This is a genomic window from Actinomyces acetigenes, from assembly GCF_031296635.1.
Taxonomy (GTDB): Bacteria; Actinomycetota; Actinomycetes; order Actinomycetales; family Actinomycetaceae; genus Actinomyces; species Actinomyces acetigenes.
In genome coordinates, this window is sequence record NZ_JASPFC010000013.1 from 1 (window position 1) to 16,708 (window position 16,708).

13 protein-coding genes are annotated in these 16,708 nt (G+C 68.8%); 7 read left to right on the top strand and 6 right to left on the bottom strand.

The genetic code is table 11. From position 1 onward, the window contains the following. Positions 1-1,673: 1,673 nt before the first annotated feature. Entirely contained in the window at positions 1,674-2,663 is a 990-nt protein-coding gene (gene galE, locus RIV14_RS06770; RefSeq protein ID WP_075372170.1) for a UDP-glucose 4-epimerase GalE, read from the top strand. 91 nt (positions 2,664-2,754) lie between these two features. Here galE and RIV14_RS06775 read toward each other — a convergent pair whose 3' ends face one another. Beyond that, positions 2,755-4,236, bottom strand: coding sequence for an LCP family protein (locus tag RIV14_RS06775; RefSeq protein WP_256699192.1), 1,482 nt, complete (start codon positions 4,234-4,236; stop codon positions 2,755-2,757). Between the two features lie 15 nt (positions 4,237-4,251). After that, on the bottom strand, positions 4,252-5,526 hold the full coding sequence (locus tag RIV14_RS06780; RefSeq protein WP_075372172.1) for an LCP family protein: 1,275 nt from the start codon (positions 5,524-5,526) through the stop codon (positions 4,252-4,254). A gap of 119 nt (positions 5,527-5,645) precedes the next feature. Between RIV14_RS06780 and RIV14_RS06785 the strand changes: the two genes are divergently transcribed. Further along, positions 5,646-6,599, top strand: a complete 954-nt coding sequence (locus tag RIV14_RS06785) for a glycosyltransferase (protein WP_256695034.1) — start codon at positions 5,646-5,648, stop codon at positions 6,597-6,599. 42 nt (positions 6,600-6,641) lie between these two features. On the opposite strand, the gene RIV14_RS06790 is transcribed toward RIV14_RS06785, so the two are convergent. After that, positions 6,642-7,055: a DUF2304 domain-containing protein gene (locus tag RIV14_RS06790; protein WP_075372174.1), complete on the bottom strand. Its 414-nt coding sequence runs from the start codon at positions 7,053-7,055 to the stop codon at positions 6,642-6,644. Positions 7,056-7,078: 23 nt separating this feature from the next. Continuing rightward, positions 7,079-7,795, bottom strand: coding sequence for a glycosyltransferase family 2 protein (locus tag RIV14_RS06795; protein ID WP_075372203.1), 717 nt, complete (start codon positions 7,793-7,795; stop codon positions 7,079-7,081). A 252-nt stretch (positions 7,796-8,047) separates the two neighbouring features. Between RIV14_RS06795 and RIV14_RS06800 the strand changes: the two genes are divergently transcribed. The 5 genes from RIV14_RS06800 to RIV14_RS06820 all read left to right on the top strand — a co-directional run bounded on the left by RIV14_RS06800 (position 8,048) and on the right by RIV14_RS06820 (position 13,585). After that, on the top strand, positions 8,048-8,704 hold the full coding sequence (locus RIV14_RS06800; RefSeq protein ID WP_075372175.1) for an acyltransferase: 657 nt from the start codon (positions 8,048-8,050) through the stop codon (positions 8,702-8,704). Then, positions 8,704-9,837 (top strand): DegT/DnrJ/EryC1/StrS family aminotransferase, encoded by a 1,134-nt coding sequence (locus tag RIV14_RS06805; RefSeq protein ID WP_075372176.1) that lies wholly within the window; start codon positions 8,704-8,706, stop codon positions 9,835-9,837. The genes RIV14_RS06800 and RIV14_RS06805 overlap by 1 nt, the downstream gene beginning before the upstream one ends. Position 9,838: 1 nt before the next feature. Then, the gene (locus RIV14_RS06810) at positions 9,839-10,906 is read left to right on the top strand and encodes a Gfo/Idh/MocA family protein (protein ID WP_075372177.1); all 1,068 of its coding nucleotides are present in this window, start codon (positions 9,839-9,841) and stop codon (positions 10,904-10,906) included. A gap of 89 nt (positions 10,907-10,995) precedes the next feature. After that, positions 10,996-12,294: a lipopolysaccharide biosynthesis protein gene (locus tag RIV14_RS06815; RefSeq protein WP_256695041.1), complete on the top strand. Its 1,299-nt coding sequence runs from the start codon at positions 10,996-10,998 to the stop codon at positions 12,292-12,294. Then, positions 12,260-13,585: a glycosyltransferase gene (locus RIV14_RS06820; protein WP_075372179.1), complete on the top strand. Its 1,326-nt coding sequence runs from the start codon at positions 12,260-12,262 to the stop codon at positions 13,583-13,585. Before RIV14_RS06815 ends, RIV14_RS06820 begins: the two co-directional genes overlap by 35 nt. Positions 13,586-13,649: 64 nt before the next feature. On the opposite strand, the gene RIV14_RS06825 is transcribed toward RIV14_RS06820, so the two are convergent. Together RIV14_RS06825 and RIV14_RS06830 are read right to left on the bottom strand one after the other, a co-directional pair. Beyond that, complete coding sequence (locus RIV14_RS06825; RefSeq protein WP_075372180.1) at positions 13,650-14,768, bottom strand: glycosyltransferase family 4 protein; 1,119 nt, start codon at positions 14,766-14,768, stop codon at positions 13,650-13,652. 12 nt (positions 14,769-14,780) lie between these two features. Continuing rightward, positions 14,781-16,427 carry an asparagine synthase-related protein gene (locus RIV14_RS06830; protein ID WP_256699196.1) on the bottom strand — a complete coding sequence of 549 codons (1,647 nt, stop codon included), beginning with the start codon at positions 16,425-16,427 and terminating at the stop codon, positions 14,781-14,783. Positions 16,428-16,708: the final 281 nt, after the last annotated feature.

Sequence of the window (16,708 nt, forward strand, 5' to 3'; positions counted from 1 at the left end):
ACAGGGTGGGGCCCAGGTGGTTGCCCTCGGCCCCACCCCCCCCCAGCACACACAGTCGGAGAGTAGACCACCAGCTCGCCCTGCGAGCGCGGTGTCACGAACGGCGACTTTTCAGACGCACACCTGGCCGACGACCATCGCACTCGGCCACGTATACGCAGGCCAGAGCCGCACAGGCACGGGCACGCCAACCGATGGACGGCCTAAAAGTCGCCAAACGTGACACCCAGACCCCACAGTCGACCACCGAGCCTCACTCATCCCGCCCGACACCTGGTGCACGCAGTCGGAGAGTAGACCACCAGGCCCGCCCCACGAGCGGTGTCACGAACGGCGACTTTCAGACACACCCCAGGCCGACGACCATCACACCCGGCCACGTATACGCAGGCCAGAGCCGCACAGGCACGGGCACACCAACCGATCAACATCCCAAAAGTCGCCAAACGTGACACCCAGGCCCCACAACACACCGCCGAGCCTCACTCAGCCCGCCCGACACCTGGTGCACGCAGTCGGAGAGTAGACCACCAGGCTCGCCCTGCGAGCGCGGTGTCACGATTGGCGACTTTTCAGACGCATACCTGGCCGACGACCATCACACTCTGGCCACGTATACGCAGGTCAGAGCCACACAGGCACGGGCACGCCAACCGATGGACGCCCTAAAAGTCGCCAAACGTGACACCCAGACCCCACAACACACCGCCGTCCTCGGACTCATGGCCACATACACCCCATGAATAAGCCTCCATAAATAAGCCTCGATATGTTGGAGGTATCTGGCGGCGCGATTCCGGTCTGTGATGGTGAGGCTGCGTTCAAGGTAGCGCTCAATAAGCTCGTTCTCATTGAGCGCTGGTTTATCGTAACGTTGACCTGGAGGATTCATCCTCCAATTGTAGGGTGTTGGTGTGTAAAACCCCCCGATTTGGGCGTGCTCTGGTGAGCGAGAGGCCTGGGGAGTGTTGTGGTGCCAGCGTACACCGGTGTACCAGGTGTGAGGGGGCTGTCCCGGTGGGTCGCAGTCGCTCAGGTACTACCGGAGGAGGGGTGGGCGTACTCCACGTAGGTGGGGCCTTCGTGCGGGAGCCCGAAGTGTGCTGTCTCCTCACTTGAGAGACATGTGAGTGTCATGGCTTCTGAGACGTTCGGTGGCCTCGACGCAGCACTCGCTTCGGCCTGAGTCCCGCCTTGGGGCGGTCTGCTGCACGAGGGTGGGGATCTACTGGCCGGGGGTTGTGCGTACTGCACGAGCCCCCGGCCCCCATGGAGTACACCCGACGCTCGTGCAGTGGCGCCTCACCCTCGTGGAGTGGACACTGGGCGGAGGGCGGGATCGAGTCCGTGGTGTCTTGGCGGCGAAGTCGGCCGCGTAGGCCGCCGTCGCGTTCGTACCTTATGCCTCGCGTTCGGGGGTTCAAGGTACGAACCGGCGACCTACCCTACGAACGCGAGGCGCTCACCCAAGGGCGAGCCCGGAGGCCGGGGCTGAACTGGTCAGGCGTGGTGCATGCCGCACGGTCCCCCTGGCAAGCCTCCCAACCAGTGTCTCAGATGTCATGACATCCGAAACTCTCAGAAGCGAGGAGACAGCGCGGTGCAATGAGACGACGCGTTGATTCAACGTTCGTTTCTGTTCGTTTCTGAGCGAGCGTGGGTAGACTGGGGGCATGAGCATTCTCGTTGCTGGAGGCGCCGGCTACATCGGCGCGCACGTAGTCCGACTTCTCCTCGAACGCGGGGAGGAGGTCGTCGTCGTCGACGACCTGTCCTACGGGACGCCGGAGCGAGTCAAGGGAGCCTCCCTCGTCGAGCTCGACGTCGCCAGCGGGCAGGCCCCCGAGGCCCTTGCCGAGGTCATGACCTCGCGCGGCGTCACCGCCGTCATCCACTTCGCCGCCCGCAAGCAGGTGGGCGAGTCCGTCGAGCGCCCCGCCTGGTACTACCAGCAGAACATCGGCGGCCTGGCCAACATGCTGCTGGCCATGGAGACGGCCGGCGTCAAGCAGATGATCTTCTCCTCCTCGGCTGCCGTCTACGGCATGCCCCCGGTGGAGGTCGTTCCCGAGGACATCGACTGCCACCCCATCAACCCCTACGGCGAGACCAAGCTCATCGGGGAGTGGATGATGGCCGACGCCGAAAAGGCCTGGGGGCTGCGCTGGGCCGGCCTGCGCTACTTCAACGTCGCCGGTGCCGGCTGGGACGACCTGGGGGACATGGCCACCCTCAACCTCATCCCCATGGTCCTCGACCGCCTCGCCAAGGGCGAGACCCCCAAGATCTTCGGCACCGACTACCCCACCCCCGACGGCACCTGCGTGCGCGACTACATCCACGTCAAGGACCTGGCGGTCGCCCACATCGCCGCGCTGGACTATCTGGCCGGCGGCCAGGAGATGACCGAGCACGTCTTCAACGTCGGCACCGGCCAGGGCGCATCGGTGCGCGAGGTCGTCTCCAAGGTCATCGCCTCCACGGGCCTGGACCTGGAGCCCGAGGAGCTCGCCCGTCGCGCCGGCGACCCGCCCCAGCTCATCGGCAACGCCACCCGCATCGGCGAGGTCCTGGGATGGAAGGCCGAGCACGACCTGGACGACATCGTCGCCTCCTCCTACACCTCCTGGCAGGCCGACCCCAACCGGCCCCACTTCAGCTGAGCGGCCCCAGAACCGGAATGGACCCCTGCAGGCGGCGGGCCGGCACCTCGATCATGAGGTGCCGGCCCGCTCGTCGTGCGGTTCCCCCGCGTCAGGACTGGTTGAAGTCGCTCGCCGTCAGCTTCCCGTCGCGCAGCTTGGAGAAGAAGCTCGGTGCGGTCGTATCTTGCAGTAGCACCGCTTCGCCGATGTCGGCCTCCTCAGGGGAGTAGGCGGGGTCCTCAATGGGCGGGGCCCCGGTCAGGCCACCGTCAGAGGCGGAGCGGAAGGCCAGGACCATCTGGGCGATGCTCATGGTGCCGGCGCTGCGATCCACCGTGAGGGCGTTCGTGCCAGCGTCGACTAGCGCGTCCTGCCGGGAGAAGGACCAGGCCGTGGACGGCGAGGCCACCTTGGAGACCACCGCGGAGATGATGGCGCGCTGGCGCTGCCCGCGCCCGACGTCACCGGTCGGGTCCGACTTGCGCATCCGGGAGTAGGCCAGCGCCTTCGTCCCGTCCACCGTCTGACACGTGCCCTGAGAGGTGTCCCAGACCAGGCCCGAGTCCTCGTCGGCGACGTCGTAGTCCAGGCAGACGTTGACCCCGCCGACGGCGTCAACCATCTGGGACACCCCGGTCATGCCGACCTCCACGTAGTGGTCCACGCTCAGTCCGGAGAGCTTTTCCACGGTCTGGACCAGCAGCTTGGGGCCGCCGAAGGAGTAGGCGGCGTTGATCTTGTTCTCCCCGTACTCGGGAATGTCCACGAAGGTGTCGCGCGGCAGAGAGGTCAGGCTCGTCTGCCCGTTCTCCGCCTTGTGCAGCAGCATGATCGAGTCGGCGCGCGCCCCCTCGGTCTCGTCCTGGACGGCGCCTCCGCGCGCGTCCGACCCCACGATGAGCCAGGTCTCGCCCGGCGTGTCCGCCGCCCCGGACAGGGCATCGACGCGGTGGAGCTGGGAGGAGACGTCGTTCCACAGCCAGGCGACCCGCGCTGCGATCAGAGCCAGGGCGACGACGATGACGACGACCGTCCAGCCCGCGATCCGGCGCCACCTCGGGCGGGAGCGCGTTGGCCGCCGCGGCCGCTCGGGTCTGAGCGATGGCCCACCCGCAACAGGCTCCCGTGGGGGCTGCGGGGCCGAGGAACCCACGGGGTAGGTGCCGCGCCGCACGGGCATCGCCTGAGTGCGCTCCGGTTCGGACGCGCCGCTGCCGACGCCGGCATCCGGCTCCAAGGGGACTGCACTCGACCCTGCCCGGGTGTGGCTGCCTCGCCTAGACGGCTCGGAGGAGCGACGCGGATGCTGGCCCGCACGCGGGGAGTCGGACTGAGCCGAGGCCGGCTGGTCGCTGTCGTCGCGACCCAGGACCGAGTGCCGCCGGGGGCGGCGGGCGGCGGGCGATGACGGGCGGCGCGGAGAGCCGCCGGCAACGTCAGTGGGCTGGGCGGCGGCCTCGCCGCCGGACGCCTCCCCACGCTCGCGGCTGCGCTGGTTGACAGCATCGATGGGGCGCTGCCTGCGTTGAGGCCTGCCTCCGCCGGAGCCGGGGGTGATCGAGGGCGGGAGTGAGTCGTCTGTCGGATTCACACCACTGATTCTGCCTTAGGCGGGGCAGGCAGGGGTGGTCGGCTTCGCGGCGGGTTGCTGCTGGGGGTTACTCGCATTGGGGGCCTGAGTGGTCGGCGCCGGCGTCGGGGTGGCCTGGGAGGGGTCGGAGGCCTCGGCGGACTCGTCAGTGCTCTCCGAGGTGGAGTTGTCCGCGGTGGCGCTCGAGTCCGACGAGGCCGGGGCCGAGGTGTCGGTGGGGACCGGCTTGTCCTCCTCAAGGGCCTTCCAGACCTTCTTGGCGCCCTCGGAGGGGACCACTTGGTTCGGGTTGGCTGCGGGCTCGTTGGGCATGGTGACGAAGTTGATCTTGTCGATGCCCACGCCCTGGATGGAGTAGGCCAGGCCCGACAGGTTGCCGATCTGACCGATGCGCTCAGAAGTGGTGAGAGTCTCCAGGGTGCTGGTCAGGAAACCGGACTGCGTCAGGAGGCTGGAGGACAGCGCCTTGGAGGCCATCGCCCTCATGAGGTTCTGCTGGCGGGTGATGCGGGAGAGATCCGAGCCGTCACTCACCCCGTGCCGGACACGGGCGTACTGCAGGGCGTTCTCGCCGTCCAGCTTCTGGCAGCCCTCAGCGAGCTTGAAACCGGTGTACTCGGAGTCGTCGATGGCCTCATCGACCTGCACGTGGACGCCGCCGAGGGAGTCGACTACCTTGGACAGACCAGTGAAGTCGACGACGACGAAGTCATCGATGCGCACGTGCGTCAGCTTCTCCACGGTCTTGAGGGTGCAGGCGGCTCCAGAGGCGATGGCCTTCTTGTCGTCACTGCTGGTGCCGGCCCCGTTGGCGAAGGCGGAGTTGAACGGTGCGTCTTCGCTAGCCTCGGTCTTCCCACCATCGAGGGTGGTGCACTCGGGGATGTCGACCAGCGTGTCGCGGGGGATGGACACGGCGTCGACGCGCTTGCGGTCGGCCGAGATGTGCATGACCAGCGCCGTGTCGGAGCGGGCCACGGAGACCTCGTCGTCGCCTTGAGAGCCGTCGACGTTGTTGGTCCCCGCGCGCGAGTCGGTGCCCAGGATCAGGAGGTTGACGGCACGACCCTCGTAGCTGTCCGGCGGCTTGGTGCCGGGCCGGTCCTCCTCGGTCAGAAGGCTGTCGATGTTGAACCAGGCGATCCGCGACTGGATGTTGTGCCACGCGAAGCCTGCGGCGGAGACGACGAAGATCGTCACCGCGAGCAGGCTGAGCCCTACTCGGCGGGCAAGACGGCGTCCGAGTTCCTTGGAGGAGTGCCGCGCGTGCGGCTTACTGAGCTGAGGCACGGAAGCGATCATAGGGAACGAGAGGGGAGAACCATATGGGCCTCCCAACACCTGTTACATGAGATTTACCCAACGCGGGGTGAAGCCTCTCACACGGGTAACGGGGCTAGGCTTTCTTCGTGACCAGTGTTGCCAAACCCACGCCGACCAGCGCCCCGGCCACTCCCGTCAGTGCTTCGAATCAGGTAGAGGGGCCCTCGGGGGCTCAGGCCCTCGCTCCCGACGAGCAGAGCGTGCGAGTGGTGACGGTCGCCTTCAACCCGGGCGAGGAGCTGGAGCGCTTCCTGACCTCCTTGGCCACAGCGACGGCGCGCAGACTCGTCGTCGTCATCGCCGACAACGGCACCGAGCACGACGTCGTCACTGCCGCCGCTGAGCGCCACGGGGCGCGCGTCGTCGGGGACGGCACCAACCTCGGCTACGGGGCAGGTGCCAACCTCGCGGCCGCGGATCTGGAGGAGGACTGGATCGTGGTGGCCAATCCCGATCTCGTCTGGAGACCGGGGAGCCTGGACGTCCTCATCGACGCGGGCTTGGCCAATCCGGCGGCCGGCTGCCTGGGGCCCCTCCTGCTCAACCCCGACGGCACCGTCTACCCCTCCGGGCGTGCCCTGCCCTCCCTGCTCAAGGGCGCCGGGCACGCCGTCCTGGGCAGGATCTGGCCGGCCAACCCCTTCTCGGCCGCCTATCACACCGCCGGACCGGGGGCCTCTGGCGGGACCCGAACGGTGGGATGGCTCTCCGGGGCTTGCCTGCTGCTGCCCGCCGCCGCCTGGAGGCGCCTGGAGGGCTTCGACGACGACTACTTCATGTTCTTCGAGGACGTGGACTTAGGGGAGCGGGTCGGGCGGGCCGGCTGGCTCAACGTGCAAGTGCCGGGCTCCGTCGTCGTCCACGAGCAGGGGGCCAGCTGGAAGGCCCGCCCCGAGAAGATGATCCGGGCGCACCACGCCTCCGCCCGGCACTACCTCAGCGGTGTCTACGATGCCCCGTGGCAGGCGCCGGTGCGCTGGCTGCTGACCGGCGGACTGCGCCTGCGTGAGGAGCTCGAGGTCCGCGCCTCCCGGCCCTGAGGGGGAAAGCCCAGAGCACTCCGGGTGCCTTGGGGTCAGTCCTCAGTCGTCAGCCTCAGTGCTGAACCGTGCGGCAGCGGGGGGCTCGGGGGCGTCGTCCAGGGCGATGCGCCGAGCCAGGTGAGTGATCTGCCGCTCTCTGGCGCTGTTGCGTCGGAAGGAGGAGAGGATCTGCGCCAGGAAGGCGATGACCAGGGCGTACAGCAGGAAGTCGGTGCCTCGCCCGACTCCCATCCGGTGCGCGATCGAGCTCATCACCCAGGGAAAAGTGATGTTGAAGACGGCGAAGGCCACGAAGGCCAGGGTGACCAGCCTGCGGGCGGCCATGTGGCGGGCCCCGCCGGGGGTGCGCAGCATCATCCAGCCGACGGCGATCACGGCCAGGATCAGGGCGGCCTGGATGTAGAGGTGGTGGTTCGTGATCGGAGTGGCCTGGGCGGCGAACTGATGAATCATGGGCTGTGCCTTCCGTGCCGGACTCAGGAGAAGAGCAGGTCGACCAGGATGTTGACCGAGTTCCACAGGGACTGACCCTTGGAGCGGGAGTAGTCGGTGTAGACGATGTGCACCGGGAACTCGCGCCAGGGCATGCCGGTGGCGCCGATCTTGCGAATGATCTCGCTGGCGTGCGCCATCCGGTTCTGCCTGAGGTCGAGCTGCGCCAGGACGTCGCGGCGGATCACCCGCAGGCCATTGTGGGTGTCGGTCAGGCGCATGCCGGAGGTATGCGAGCTGACGGCCGCCGCCGTGCGCAGGACGAGCCGCTTGAGCCAGCCCACCGGGGACGGGCCCTCGAGGAAGCGTGAGCCCAGGACGACCGCGAGATCCTCATCGTGCGCCGCGGCGACCATGGCGGCGGCGTCGGCGGGGGAGTGCTGGCCGTCGGCGTCGAAGGTGACGACGTAGTCGGCATTCGTCTTCTCCAGAACGTAGGAGAAGCCCGTCTGCAGCGCTGCTCCCTGGCCGAGGTTGATCGGGTGGCGCACGACGACGGCCCCCGTGGCGGCGGCCTCCCTGGCCGAGGTGTCCGTGGAGCCATCGTCGACGACAACGACGTAGGGGAAGATGGTGCGAGCCTGGGAGATGACCTCGCGCACGACGGTCGCCTCGTTGTACAGGGGAATGACGAGCCAGGTGTCGGTGACCGGGGGCACCGGGGCGGGCTCCCCGGTCTGCGTTGCGGTGGAGGTAGTCACCACCGCATTCTTGCACGCGAAGATGGGGCGCCAGTCCTCTTGCGAGAGGCGGGGGCGGTCGGCGTTGATGGGGTAGGTCTCCTTCGGGGCGTGCCCAGGCGTCGTCTCATGAGGATCAGTCCCCTAGGATGGGGCAGGTCGTGCAGCGCCGCCGCCTCCGGCGGCCGGAGCGGCACGGCTTCCGGCAGCCACTCGGCTGCCCGGACTCATTCGATTGTCAGGGCGGTGCGAGCCGCCCGCACAGGAGTCGCCGTGGCCACCCGCATCGCCCCGTCCGCCGATGTCTCCGAGGAAGCCGTGCTCGGAGAGGGCACCAGCATCTGGCACCTCGCACAGGTCCGTGAGCATGCCGTCCTCGGACGGGACTGCATCGTGGGGCGCGGCGCCTACATCGGCGAGGGCGTCGTCATGGGGGACAGCTGCAAGGTGCAGAACTACGCCCTCGTCTACGAGCCGGCCCACCTGGCCGACGGGGTCTTCATCGGCCCGGCGGTCACGCTGACCAACGACCACTTCCCTCGGGCCGTCAACCCCGACGGCTCGCTCAAGTCCGCCGCCGACTGGGAGCCCGTGGGAGTCACCATCGAGGAGGGCGCATCGATCGGCGCTCGCGCCGTGTGCGTCGCTCCGGTGCGTATCGGGGCCTGGGCCACGGTGGCCGCCGGCGCCGTGGTCACCAAGGACGTCCCCGCCCACGCCCTGGTCGCCGGGGTCCCCGCCCGCCGCATCGGCTGGGTCGGGCGCGCCGGCGAGCCCCTCACCCCGGCCGACCCCGGCCCCGCCGGCGCCCCACGCTGGCGCTGCCCCGTCACCGGGACCCTGTACGAGCAGTTCGACGCCGAGTCCGCTGCCGGGTCCGGTGCGCAGTCCAGCTCCGAATCCACCACCATCCGAGAGGTCACCCACTGATGTCACGCGAGTTCATCCCAGCAGCCAAGCCGATCATCGGGCAGGAGGAGCGCGACGCCGTCGACGCCGTCCTCGCCTCGGGCATGGTCGTCCAGGGGCCCCAGGTCAAGGCCTTCGAGGAGGAGTTCTCCGCCCAGGTCGTCAACGGCTTCCACTGCGTGGCCGTCAACTCCGGCACCTCGGCTCAGCACGTGGCCACCCTGGCCACTGAGCTCCAGGAGCGTGCCGGAGGGGCCCCGGAGGTCATCGTCCCCTCCTTCACCTTCGCCGCCACCGGAAACTCGGTGGCCATCAGCGGCGCCGTGCCGGTCTTCGCCGACATCGACCCGGTGACCTTCACCCTCGACCCCGCCAGCGTCGAGGCCTCCATCACTGAGCGCACGGCAGCCATCGAGGTGGTCCACCTCTACGGTCTGCCCGCCAACATGCCCGAGATCCTCGCCATCGCCGAGCGCCACGGCCTGGCCGTCTTCGAGGACTGCGCCCAGGCACACGGCGCCGCCATCGACGGCAAGCCCGTGGGCACCTTCGGGGCCTGGGGCTCCTTCTCTTTCTACCCCACCAAGAACATGACCAGCCTCGAGGGCGGCATGATCACCACGGCCGACGCCGAGCTGGCCCGTCGCTGCCGCCTCATCCGCAACCAGGGCATGGAGCAGCAGTACGCCAACGAGCTGGTGGGTCTCAACAACCGCATGACGGACGTGGCCGCCGCCGTCGGCCGCGTCCAGCTGACCAAGCTGGCCGGCTGGACCGCTACCCGCCAGGCCAACGCTGCGCGCCTCAACGAGCTGCTGGCGGGCGTCGACGGCGTCGTCACCCCCTTCGTCCCCGAGGGCTACACGCACGTCTACCACCAGTACACGATCCGCCTCGAGGGGGCCACAGGCACCGAGCGCGACGCCGTCCAGGCTGCCCTGCGCGAGGAGTGGCAGGTCGGCAGCGGTGTCTACTACCCGATCCCCAACCACCGCCTGGCCTCCCTGGCCCACTACGCCGAGGGCCTTGAGCTGCCCGGCACCGAGAAGGCCGCCCACGAGTGCCTCTCCCTGCCGGTCCACCCCTCCCTGAGCGAGGCGGACCTGGAGCGCATCGGCCAGGCCGTGGCCGCCACCGCCAAGGCAGGTGCCTGAGATGAGCGAGAACGTCGCCTTCGACGGTCAGGCCACCACCGGGCTGCCCGAGGTCCACTACCTGACCGACAAGGGCACGGCGGACAACCCACTGCGCGTGGGCCTCATCGGCCTGGGCTCCATGGGGCGCCACCACGCCCGGGTCATCCGCGCCACCGAGGGTATGGAGCTCGTGGCCGTGGCCGATCCCGGCGGCGACCGCTTCGGCGTGGCCGGCGAGCTGGCGGTCCTGCCTGATGTTCACGCCCTCATCGACGCCGGACTGGACGCCGCCATGGTGGCCGTCCCCACCGTCTACCACGAGGACGTCGCCCTGGCCCTGGCTGAGGCGGGCGTGCACACCATGGTGGAGAAGCCCATCGCTCACGACACCGCCGCGGGCCGCCGCGTGGCCGCCGCCTTCGCCGAGCGGGGCCTGGTGGGCGCCGTCGGCTACGTCGAGCGCTGCAACCCCGCCCTGCGGGCCCTGCGTGAGCGCCTCGACGCCGGCGAGCTCGGTGCGGTCTACCAGGTCCTCACCCGCCGCCAGGGCCCCTTCCCGGCCCGCATCAGCGACGTCGGGGTCGTCAAGGACCTGGCTACCCACGACATCGACCTGACCGCCTGGGTCGCCGGCGCCCGCTACACCTCCGTGGCCGCGCAAGTCACGCACCGCTCCGGCCGCCAGACCGAGGACATGATGGTGGCCACCGGTCTGCTGGAGGGTGGCATCATCGTCAGCCACCAGGTCAACTGGCTCACGCCCTTCAAGGAGCGCGTCACGATCGTCACCGGGGAGAAGGGCGCCTTCGTGGCGGACACCCTCACCGGGGACCTCACCTTCCACGCCAACGGCACCGTGGCCTCCACCTGGGACCAGGTCGCCGCCTTCCGGGGGGTCAGCGAGGGCGACGTCATCCGCTACGCGATCCCCAAGCGCGAGCCGCTGGCCCTGGAGCAGGAGAACTTCCGCGACGCCGTGCGCGGCGTGGCTCAGCGCCACGTCACCATGGCCGAGGGCGTGGCCACGCTCGGCGTCGTCGAGGCGGTGCTGACCTCGGCGAGCGAGAACCGGACGGTCACTTTGTGAGTGGCTCCGCCAAGGACTCCGCGGGTGATCCTGCGGCGCCCACCTCAGGCGGCTTGATCGGGCGGGTGCGGCAGCGCGTATCGGCGCTTCTGGAGTCCTCGCCGTTGCTGGGACACGTGCTGACCCTCATCACCGGGACGGCTGTGGCCCAGGTGGTCAGCTTCGGCATGTCGATCGTGCTGGCGCGCATTTACACGCCTCGCGACATGGGACTGATGGCGATCTACACCTCTGTCGCGGGAATCCTCGTCGCGGTGGCGGCACTGCGCTACGACATGACGATCATGCTCCCCAGGAAGGAGCCCGAGGCCCTGAGCGTGGCCCGCTTGGGAATGGTGTGCATCGCCGTCGTCTCGCTGCTGGCGACGGTGGCGGCTTTCCCCCTGCACGGCCTGGTCACGCGGTGGTGGGGGCATGAGGTGGCCTTGTGGATGCCCCTGGTGGGCCTGACCACCTTCCTCATGTCGGGGGTGGAACTGTTCAAGTTCTGGTTCAACCGCTCCAGCAACTACCGCGCCATCGCCATCAACCAGGCCGAGCAGCAGATCGGCGTCAACGTCGGCCAGCTCGGCCTCGGCCTGGTGGGATTGGGGGGGATGGCCGGGCTGATGCTGGGCTTCACCGCCGGCCAGGTCTTCGCCTTCGGAAATCTGGGGCGTCAGGCCAAGGAGCTGTGGCGCCCGCTGCCCAAGGAGGCGCCGTCCCTGAGGTGGGTGGCCCGCCGCTACCGGCGCATGCCGCTGCTTAATGGCCCCAACGCTCTGGCGGACGCCCTGCGCCTCAACGGCATCCAGCTGCTCATCGCGAGCTACTCGGCCTCCGCGCTGGGGCAGTTCCAGATGGCCTGGCGCTACCTGGACGCACCGCTCATCCTCATCAACGGCGCGGTGGCCAAGGTCTTCTTCCAGAAGCTCTCCACGATCGAGCCCGGTCAGATGAGGCCGCTGGTGCGGGTCACCATCAAGCGGGCGGTCCTGATCGGCATCATTCCCTTCGCACTCATCTACGTGCTCTCGCCGTGGCTCTTCCCGCTGCTTCTCGGAGCCAAGTGGGCCGACTCCGGGAGCTTCGCGAGGGCACTGACCCCGTGGCTGTTCATGCTGCTCATCACCTCGCCGATCTCCAACCTGTTCATCGTCACCGAGCACCAGGACTGGATGCTGGGCTTCGCCCTGCTCTACACCGCTGCGCCCCTTGCCTGGCTGCACTGGTCCCCGCTGGAGGTCATGCCCACCTGCTACGTGCTGGGTGTCATGATGGCGGGGCTGCTGGTGCTCAACACGCTGCTGGCCGATTATGCGGCCAAGCAGTTCGATGTTCACGGGTCCGCCCGGACCGGAAGGAGACACGGACATGACTCGCACGAAGCCGACGTCTCAGATGCCTGAGGCGAGGACGTCCACCGCCCCGTCCGGGAGGCAGGGACGGCGCAGCCTGCTCCTGCTCACTGACGCCTTCCCCTACGAGGTGGGGGAGGAGTTCCTCGAGCAGGAGATCGAGACCCTGTGCGCTGCCTACGACGAGGTCGTCATCGTCCCGGTGCGCCTGAGTGAGGGGGCCCGTCAGACCCGCACGCTGCCTGACAACGCCCGTTGTGCCCTGCTGCCCGCCTCACGCTTGCCCGACTGGCGCCTCCACGCGATCCTGCGCGCCCCGCAGATCCTGCTGGGCCGGGAGCGGATGGTCGAGACGCCGCCGTGGAAGAGCTTCGGCCGCTTCGGCATGGACGTGCGTTTCGCGGCGATCGCCCTGAGCGCCTATAGCCGGATGCGCCGGCTCCTGCCAAGTCTTGGGTTGGATCAGGGTGGGCACCTGACCATCTACTCCTACTGGTTCTTCACTGGGGCCGCGCTGGGCGGCATGCTGCGGCGTCGCGAGCTGAGGGGACGTCCGGTGAAGGTCGTCTCCCGGGCCCACGCCTACGACGTCGATGAGGCCGATGCACCGCGCGGTTATGTCCCTTCGCGTCGCTTCGTCATGCAGGCCGTGGACCGCGTCTACCCGATCTCCCACTACGCCGCCGGCTTCCTGCACCGGCGCTTTCCCGAGGCCCGCAATATCGAGGTGCGTCGCCTGGGCGTCCCGGCCGCTCCCCGCCACCAACGTCACAGGACTGATCCCTTCCATCTGGTCTCCTGCTCGCACATGGCCCCCTACAAGCGGGTCCACCTCATCGTGGAGGCCGTCGCCGAGCTGGAACGACGCGGCCGGAGAGTCTCCTGGACCCACATCGGCGAGTACAACACCGACCGTCTGGAGGCCATGCGCGCCCGGGCCGAGGAGCAGATCGACTCGACCCCGGTGACCTTCACCGGGCACCTCACCAACCAAGAGGTCCGCGAGCTCTATGCCACGACCGACTTTGCCTGTTTCCTCAACTGCTCCGACGGCGAGGGCGTTCCGGTGGCCGTCATGGAGGCCCAGGCGGCGGGAATGCCGGTCGTGGCCACCGCCGCAGGGGGCACCGGCGAGATCGTGCACGATCGCGAGAACGGCCGGCTCATCCCGGTGGATGTCACGGCCGAGCAGGTTGCCGACGCCATCGAGTCGGTCATGGACCTGAGCGATGCCGACTACGCCGCCATGAGCGCAGACGCGCACGCCACCTGGGCGAGGATGTCGGACGCCCAGCGCCAGTACCGCGAGTTCGTTGACGGGCTGGTCGCCCTGGAGAACTGAGTCCTCAGGGGGTGGTGTCGGTGCTGAACAGCGCCGGGCGGTGTTGGTTAGCCGGTCAGTGCCGTCAGTGCCGGGCGGAGTGCACGGCGATGGTGGCCTCATAGGCGCGTCCGTAGGCGCCCGCCACCTCCTCGGGGGAGAAGGCTCGTGGCAGCGTGTTCTGGATGTCCTGGGCCGTCAGCCCCTCGCAACGGCGCATGACCTCGATGACGGCCCTGGCCCACGTCAGAGGGTCATCGTGGCTGACGATCTCGGCGACGGAGGGGTCCAGGAAGCTCGTATGCGCGCCGCGGTCACTGGTGACCACCGGCCGACCCGCCGCGAGCGCCTCGGCGGCCCCGAGAAAGAAGGTCTCTGCCAGCGTCGGCACGAGGAAGAGGTCGCTGACGGACAGAACCTCCCCGACGAGGTCGTCGGGCAGCTGACCGGTCAGCTCCAGATCGACGTTCAGGCTCTGGGCGAGAGCGGTGCAGTGCTCGGCCAGCGGGCCGTCGCCCACCCAGGTCAGCCGGGCCGGGACGCCCAGCTCCGCCAGTGCCGCGACCGCTTTGACCGCCAGGTCCGGACGCTTTCGTTCAATCAGTCCCCCGACTCCCACGATCTGTAGAACGTCTCGCCCCAGCCGGACGTCCCGGCGTGGGGCCGGCTCACTGGGGCGAGTCACTTCGTTGGGAACGGTCAGGATCTCGCCGTGAGGGCGGTAGGCCCTCAGGTCGGCGGCGAGCTGGTCGGAGACGGTGGTGACGACGTCGGGCCTGCGCTCCAGGCGCAGCACCACCTGGGCTCCTGCACGCGCGATCGTGCCGAGAGCGGCCCCGCCATTGGCCAGTCCCGACCAGTGCTCGGTGTGGAGCCACGGCTCGCGCGGCCGGCTCAGAGCGTAGGGCATGAGTGTGGAGATGGCGTGGGTGTGGACGATGTCGCTGCCCGCGGTCAGCGTTCCCAGCGCCCGTCTGGCCGCCAGCACCTCATGAGGGCGCGAGGGCGTCATAGGCAGCCGGATGACCGGCACGCCCATGATGCGGGTACGTCTCGTGCCGTCATCGACGTGAGCGGCAACGAGGTGGACGACCCGGATGTCGTGCCCGGCGGCAGCCATCGAGGCGGCGTGCCGGGCAACGAAGATGCCCAGCCCCGCGGAGACCTCCGTGGGGAACCAGGTGCTGACAATCGTGACATGCATGCGCCGGCTCCCTTACGCCTTCTGCCCTGAGGAGTCCGCGACCGTCGGCGGGACGTCGACCACGGGCAGATCGGTGAACAGACGGCACCTGCGGCACCAGGTGTCGGTGATGAATGCCCGGGCCCAGAACCCCAGCAGGGTGCGCCCCATCATGAGCTGGACCGCAGCCGCCGGCCGGGAGGCGTCGGTAATGAAGGCATCGAAGCTCATCGGCGAGTGCAGAGTGGCCCACGATGAGGCCGTGCGTTCGGCCAGGTGCAGCAGGTGCAGGCGGGAGAGCGCCGCTTTGAGGCGGGAACGGGTCGTCTCGTTGACCTTCGTCGGGGTGAAGTAGGCCAGGTCGGCCTGTGCGGTCTGCCCCTGGCCGGATGCCCGGGCGGTCGCCTGAGCCCACAGGCGCCCAATGAAGACGGCGTAGAAGTCGCGTGTGGCTGTCAGCTCGACGGCGCCGCGGTGCCAGGTGTTCCAGAACTCCACGTCCAGCATGGGCAGGGCCCACTCCAGGCCCAGGTGCTCGTAGGCGCGTACCGAGTTGTTGATGTACTTGGTCTGTCGCTCGCGGACGTTGTAGGACTCCAGGATGCTCTGCACGTCGCGGGGGCTGCCGGTGAACGGCCGCAGCGCCAGGAAGTGTTTGACCTTTCCTGCCCGGTAGGGGTCTGCCCAGGCCTTGTTCTGCTCGCCCTGGAGCTCCTGGTGGTGGGTGATGATCGCCTTGGCCACCTGGCTGCGGGTGGCGGGGGGCCCATCGAGCATCTGCTCGTCGTGCATGTTGCCCACGATCGTGTGCCCCGGCAGCACGATGTCACCGGGATGTACCGTCCCACGTGCCAGGAGGGTGCGCAGGGCCCACCAGTCCTGGATGTGTGGCAGGGCCCCTAGGGTGTAGCCGTCCTTGAGAAAGTCGGCGGCCTCCTGGGTCTGCCAGGCCTCGCGCAGGGCGGCCGGATCGTAGTCCACGGCGTGCCACTCCAGGCCCACGGCCTGAGCCACCTTCCGTGAGATCTCGACCTCCCGGGCGCCGGGCCGCCCGTAGGTGAAGGCCACTGTCCGGTCCAGCGCGTCGTGGAGGGTCAGCCAGGCGACCAGCAGGCGCGAGTCCAGCCCGCCCGACAGCGGAACGACGAGCCTGGGGGCGCCCGGGCGCCGGTCTATCTCCGCCAGGACCCGTCCGAGGACGGCGTCGAGTGCCTCGCAGAGCAGGCCGGAGAAGTCCTCGGGGTCGACGACGGTGTCCGTCTCCTCGCAGAACCGCGCCACGGAGTGGTTGATCGTGCGCGCTCGACCCGTAGCGCGGTCAATGCGCACGACGGTGCCCTGCTCGGTCTGGTGGATGCCGGCCAGCAGTGTGTCGCTGCCGGTGACGAACCCGGCGTCGAGGAACTCCCGGCGGGCCCGGGCGTCAAGTCGTGGAGCGGATACGGCCTCACGCATGAGGGTCGCGTCGTCGCTGACGACCAGTCGCTGTGCGCCGCTCAGCCCGTCCTCAAGGGACCAGAACAGGGGCCATGAGCGTAGACGGTCCTGAGCCAGGACGACCTCGTCGCCGTCGATCCGGATGGCGGCCAGACGGCCCGGGTGGGAGGCGAGGACCTCGGGGTCGGTCGGGCCCGAGCAGTCGTGATCGGCCCGCACCCACAGGCCGTTGCTGTCGATCACGGTGTCAGCGGATGTCTTCACCCGGGACCAGTGCGGGCTCCTGAGCCGGAGATCAACCTCGATAGCGCTCACCGTATCCTGCCTTCTCAAACCTACTGACCAAGGGCGGTTGGTGCGTTCGACCCGCCTGACGGCGCCCAGTGTGTCACAGTTATGACACGTGACGCGGTTGACGCCCGGCGGGCACCAGCGACATGCTGTGGTGACTGGCAACAGACATGTGTCTCGTCGGTTCGGTCAGGTGTGAGATGCTTTCTGAGCATCCCACGGGGCGGATTGTC